Source organism: Candidatus Hydrogenedentota bacterium, assembly GCA_018005585.1.
Taxonomy (GTDB): Bacteria; Hydrogenedentota; Hydrogenedentia; order Hydrogenedentales; family JAGMZX01; genus JAGMZX01.
On record JAGMZX010000240.1, the window covers coordinates 1 to 5456 of the forward strand.

Sequence of the window (5456 nt, forward strand, 5' to 3'; positions counted from 1 at the left end):
GCGGCTGCGTTTCTTGCCCAGTTCCGCGAGCAGCGCGGCCCCGTCATAGGCGGCCGGGGCCGACTGACGGGTTGGAACGCAGACCATCTGCGCGCCGTCCCACGCGGGCATGACCCTGCCCAGGGCGAATTCCAGCTTCTGTTCCTCGCTGTCACTGATGGAGAAGCGGCCCGGGTTTACAACGTTCTCCGCCGCCGAATAACGCAATCGGCCGCCGCAAACGAGGAACCGGTCGCCCAGCACCCCGATTTCCTCGCCCCGGTTGACGCGCGGCGAGCCGTCGCCCACATTGTCCTCGCCGAGATAAACACCGGTTTCGAGGTCATAGGGCGCTGGCGGCATCACGTTGCCGGCGGCGAGCCAGAGCTTGCCGTCCATGATGGTGATGTTGCCCTGGGCCGAGACGCCCTTGCGCAAGTCCTTGTCGAGGTGGCCCGTGGCGGTGTTGGCCCACTTGAGCGCGCCCGTGGCGGCGTCGACCGCGTACACATACGTGCCGTCGAAGTCGATGATGCCGGCCGCGAAAAAGGCAACGCCGTCTTGTACCACCACGCCCGTGTTCACCGGCCAGACGGACCCGAGCGCGCCGTAAACCATCGTGCGGCGCTCGACCGGCGCGGCCCGGAACTTCCAAAGCAGGCGGCCCGTGGCGGCTTCGAGCGCATAGACGCAGCCGTCGCCCGAGCCGGCAAATACGCGGCCTTTCCAATACGCGGGCGGCTGCATGATCGCTCCCGCCGTCTCGAAACGCCAGCGCAGTTCGCCGGTCGCCGCGTCCAACGCGCGTACGCCGCCGTCCCCTCCGCCCACGAAGACATACCCGGCCGCCGCCGTCGGCGCGGTGGGCTTGAAAGTCTCGCGGTCATCCAGGGACTCCCCATGGTCGACCCCTTCTTTCCAAACCCACAGGGGCAGCAGCGCGGGGGAGACCGAGGCAGCGGTTGCGCCGTTGTGCGCCGCGCCCGCGCGATAGGCGTCCCAGTCCAAGTCATCGGCGGGCACTTGCGCTGCGATCTCGGCATCTTCCGAGTAGTAGACCCGCTCGCCCTGCACGGCGGCGGGGTCGAAATTGCCTGCCGACGAGAGGGCGACCGCGCCCATGAGCGAGAGGTTGCAGTCGCACAGCCAGGGGCCGAGGTAGAGCAGGCCGTTGGCGCCGATGGCCCCGTCGTTACAGCCGGGGCGCACCGAACCGTCGAACTGGATCTGTTTCGTCGCGCGGTCGTAGCGCGTCAGCCCTTCCGGATAGCCGCGCACGAACAGCGAGTCCGGCGTGGCCGTGAGCCGGACGCACGACCGCTTCTTGAAGCCCAGGCTGTCCAGAACCTCGCCGGTAATCGGGTCGAAGGCCAGTGTCGTGCCTTCTTCGCCGAGCCCCGCCAGCACAAAGCCGTCCAGATAAATGACGTTCGGGTTGTTCGACGTCTTCGGGCGGCTCCAGAGCATACGCCCGTCGTCCTTCGATATGGCCACGAGATTGGCCTGCGCCTGCCCCTGATAGAACAGGCCCTTGGGCGTGTACACGCAGATGCACGCCGTTCGGAAACCCGGCGTCGAGAACAGGCCGCGCGCTTCCTCCTCGATTAGGGCGCGGACCCCCGGGTCTTCATTGGTCCAGAGCACGTCGCCGCTCTGCGCAGCGAGCGCGCCGAGGCGCGCGTCCGGCTCGTAGAAGAACACCTTGCCGTCGCCGATGGCCATGCCGCGCGCGTCAATCGGCGCATCCTCCCAGCGGACCCAGTTCAGGCGTTGCGCCGCCAGGTCGTACGCGGCGATCGCGTTGCCGAATCCCCAAGGGATACGTTCGTCGTAATAGCCCGTGCTCAATTCGCCCCAACTCCAAGCGGGCTGCTCGCTGCGCACCACCGTCGTCTGTCCCGGGTCGTGCGTTTTGCCCTCGAGAATGTAGAGCACGCCGTCTTGCAGTGCGATCCATTTCCATTCCCCGGCGAGTTCGGGCAGCCGGATGCGGCCCTTCTCCGCGCCGGTCTCCGGGTCGAGCAGGAGACAGCCGCTCCCGTCGAGGTCGATCATATAGAACGTGTCATCCGTCGCGACGAAAGCCGATCGGTGGACAAGATAGCCGTCCGGCAGCCGGCGCCGCCACAGTTCCTCGCCGTTGTAGCCGTTGCGCGCGAGCAGCGTGTTCAGCCACGGTTCCTCGCGTTCGTGATGCGCGATGTGGCCCATTGCCAGGAAGATGCGCCCGCCCGCGGCCGTCGTGACCGCCGGCATCGCGATGTAATACGGGAGCCCGAGCCACTGCGTCATGTATGGCGCGCGGATCACCGTGTCCGTTGAGACCGGATTGTTGTCCGGACCGTGCTCCCAATGCGACCAGTCGTCTACGCCCGCGGTCGGCGGCTTCATGGCCACGTCCCACGGCGCGGTCGCATTCGTCGCGCGCTTATATAGCTTGCCGCCCGGTCGCAGCGCGCGCAGCACCTCGGCCTGCCGGGCGTTGGTCCAATAGTCCGGCGGCGTGTCCGGCGCGATGACGAGGTCCACCAGGTTCTCGACATAGGGCAGCCGGTCCTCCGTCCAGTGTTCGACCACGAATCCCGGGGGACGCAAACCCAGTGCCCGCGCCCGGTCGCGGAGCGCCTCCGCGCGCGCTTCGTCCGCTTCGAGCACATGCACGATCCACTTGCTCTGCCGCGCCAGCGCGACCGGGAACTCCGGGTCGGCGCACTGCGCCACGCAGCAAATGCCGCCCGCGACCCCTGCGTCGCGGACCAGGTCGTGAGCCTGCGCCCAGGCAAGGGCCTGCGTGTCCACGGCGAGCGCCGGGAGCGCGGCGGCGAGCAACAGCGCGATCAGCAATCTGGGCAATGTGTCTTGCATAAACGCGTCCTTTACGTGCAGGTACGGCGAATCCTTCCGGCGCCGCCCCGACTAAGGTACACCGCACACCGCCTTTTCGCCAAGCTCCCGCGTGGCGCCCCTTAGTGGCAGGCGTTCTTTGGCATGCTTGCTGGCAATTCCGGCCTTGAAAAGGGCAAATACGGGAAAGCGCTTCAAAGGCTTCCGAGAAGAAGCGGGATGGAGTCTGTTACCACCTGGTGCGGCCGGGCCTTGCGGAACGGGCGGTCAATGCCCGCCGTAGAAGGTCTCCAATGCGGCGTTGATCTCGCTGAGCGTGGCGACGACCGGTTCGACCCGGAGTCTGGTCTTGATTTCGATATCCTCGACGGCGATCAGATCGAGCGGATTTGCCATGGCGACGCGCAGCCGGTCGCCTTCGAGCGCGATGGGCACGCAATGGCGGGTTCGAGCGAGTTGCGGCGCGACCCTGCTCAGCGCATTGGTGTCTATCTCTGTTTCGCAGAGCCGGATGAAGGTCAGGCGGTTCTGTGCGGCGAGGATACGCGCGATCAGCTCTTCGCCGGTGTGGCCATGTTCGACGGCGAGCGCGCCAAAACGGCGCTGCGGATCGGCGATCTGTTCGTCCAGGATTTGCATGAGTTGCTCGTGCGTCATGACGCCGAGGTCGACCAGGATTTCGCCCATGCGCCGCTTGTGGCCCTTGGCGTCGAAGGCCGGGATATGCTGCGCCCCGTCCGGCGCGGTCGCCGCGGCGGGCGCGGGCGCGGCAGGCGCGTCGGGTTGCTGTTGCGCGCGAAGGCGTTCGAGTTCTTCGAGAGCGGCGGCGTGGCCGCTGCGGACGTTTTCCAGTTCCGCCGCCTCGGCGAGGGCGCGGTTCAGGCGCGCTTCGAGCACGCCTGCGTGGTCGCGTTCTTCGGCGAGCAATTCCTCCAATTCGGCGGCGCGCGCCGAGTCCCGGGCGTCAAGCCGGGCGCGCAGTTCCTCCAATTCCTGGCGCAGCGCGGCGGCTTGTTGCCGCAGTTCCGTCTCGCGGGCGGCGGCGTTGGCGCACGCTTCCGCCACTTCGCGTTCGAGTGCGGCGATGCGTGCGTCGCGCGCGGCCAGTTCTTCGCGCAGGGCGTTTGACGTTTCCGTCGCGGCCGCAGCTTCGCGCGCGGCCGCGTGCCGCCGCAGAGCCGCGAAACGGGTCTCAAGTTCTCCGTGGGCGGCTTCGAGTTCGGCGGCCCATGCGTCAACGGCTTCGCAAAGCCTTGCGAAAACATCCTGATCCGTGGTACCCATCGATGACAGCCCCTCCGCGACAGGCTGGCGCCGTGTGGCTGACACGATTATAGGTGGGGTGCGGGCGGGGTTCAAAACGGGTCGCCGGGCCGCGGGATCAAACCAGATAGTTTTCGCGAATGGCCTGCTTGATCTGCCCCGCGGTGGCGACGACCGGCAGAATGGCGCAACCCGCGGCGAGGCGCAGGTCGTCGAGGGCGACCAGGTCCAGCGGGTTCGCGATGGCCAGGCGCAACCCTTCCTTGCTGAGCCGAAGCGGGAAGCAGGTGTGGTGAATGGCCAGATTACGCCCGACCAGGGCCAAGGCGTTTTCGCTCATCTGTTCTTTCCGCAGGTCTACAAACGGCAGAGCGAGTTGCGCGGCCAGGGCGTGGGCGATGTTTTCTTCCGTGGCGAAGCCCAAATCCACAAGTATCGCGCCCAGATGCCGCCGCCAGGAACTCTGTTGCTCGTACAGCGCGATTTCGAGATGTTCTTCCTTGATGATGCCCGCGTCCACCAGAATTTGCCCGAGCATCTTGCGCTGGCCTTCCGTATCGAACGCCTGGCTTGCGATGACCTCGAAACGTTCTACGCTCGTGCCCGGGACGGGGCGCCGGAGCCGTTCGTTGGTTTCTCGCAGCGTCGCCACCTCGACGCGCAGCGTCGCCAATTCTTCCTGAACGTGGACGGGCAGCGCCGGCGCCGCGCGCAGGTGCGCGAGTTCCCGGCGGCATTCCTCCAGCGCCATGCGCGACGATTCCACGGCGGCCTCGAGTTCCCGTTCTCGTTGTGACGGGGCCGCAACCGGCGGCTGCGCCGCCGTCTTGGTCCGGACCTGCTCCAATTCCGATCGCAGCCGCGCGTTCTCCGCACGCAACGCCGCCGTCTCGCTCTCCGCCGGCGCGGCAGGCGCCCCGGTCAGGCAATTGCGGAACGGTTTCAGCGAGTTGGCCAGTCGTTGCGCCGAGTCAAGCGCGCGCAGCGCCTGCGCGCGCAACGCCTCCGCCTCAATCTGGTAGTCTCCAAGGATTTCCTGTATCGAGGACAACTGTCCGCAGGCGTCTTCCGCCGCGCCGGGCGCGTTCTCGCGCAAACGGTTTGCTGCCAGTTTTGGCCGGTGACGCACCGGCTGCATGAGGCGGGAGATAACGTCCCCGGCATCTCTGAGCGACCGCTCGATTTCGGCGTAGACCGCCTCTACGACGGCATTCCAGGTGCAGGCACTCGTCTCCAACCGGTCTGGCAGGTCTGCGTCTTGCGGCATAGGATACCCCAGCACGTTCCGCATGCGGCCTCGTACCCGTTCCCGACTTCCTGCGTCATTATAGGGGGGGGCGCGCTCCGCGGCAAGATGGGCGGACAAGACA

At 67.0% G+C, this 5456-nt stretch carries 3 protein-coding genes; all 3 read right to left on the bottom strand.

Annotated features, from left to right (window positions below):
* The coding region (locus KA184_22965; protein MBP8132451.1) for a PQQ-binding-like beta-propeller repeat protein at nt 1-2844 on the bottom strand (2844 nt) is incomplete at its 3' end.
* A 246-nt stretch (nt 2845-3090) separates the two neighbouring features.
* Nucleotides 3091-4107, bottom strand: coding sequence for a hypothetical protein (locus tag KA184_22970; GenBank protein ID MBP8132452.1), 1017 nt, complete (start codon nt 4105-4107; stop codon nt 3091-3093).
* 97 nt (nt 4108-4204) lie between these two features.
* Nucleotides 4205-5456, bottom strand: a 1252-nt coding sequence (locus KA184_22975; GenBank protein MBP8132453.1) for a hypothetical protein, incomplete at its 5' end; no start/stop codon positions are given.

Excerpts from the sequence above, each read along its gene's own strand:
- KA184_22970 (MBP8132452.1), bottom strand. The coding sequence starts at position 4,107 with ATGGGTACCACGGATCAGGATGTTTTCGCAAGGCTTTGCGAAGCCGTT.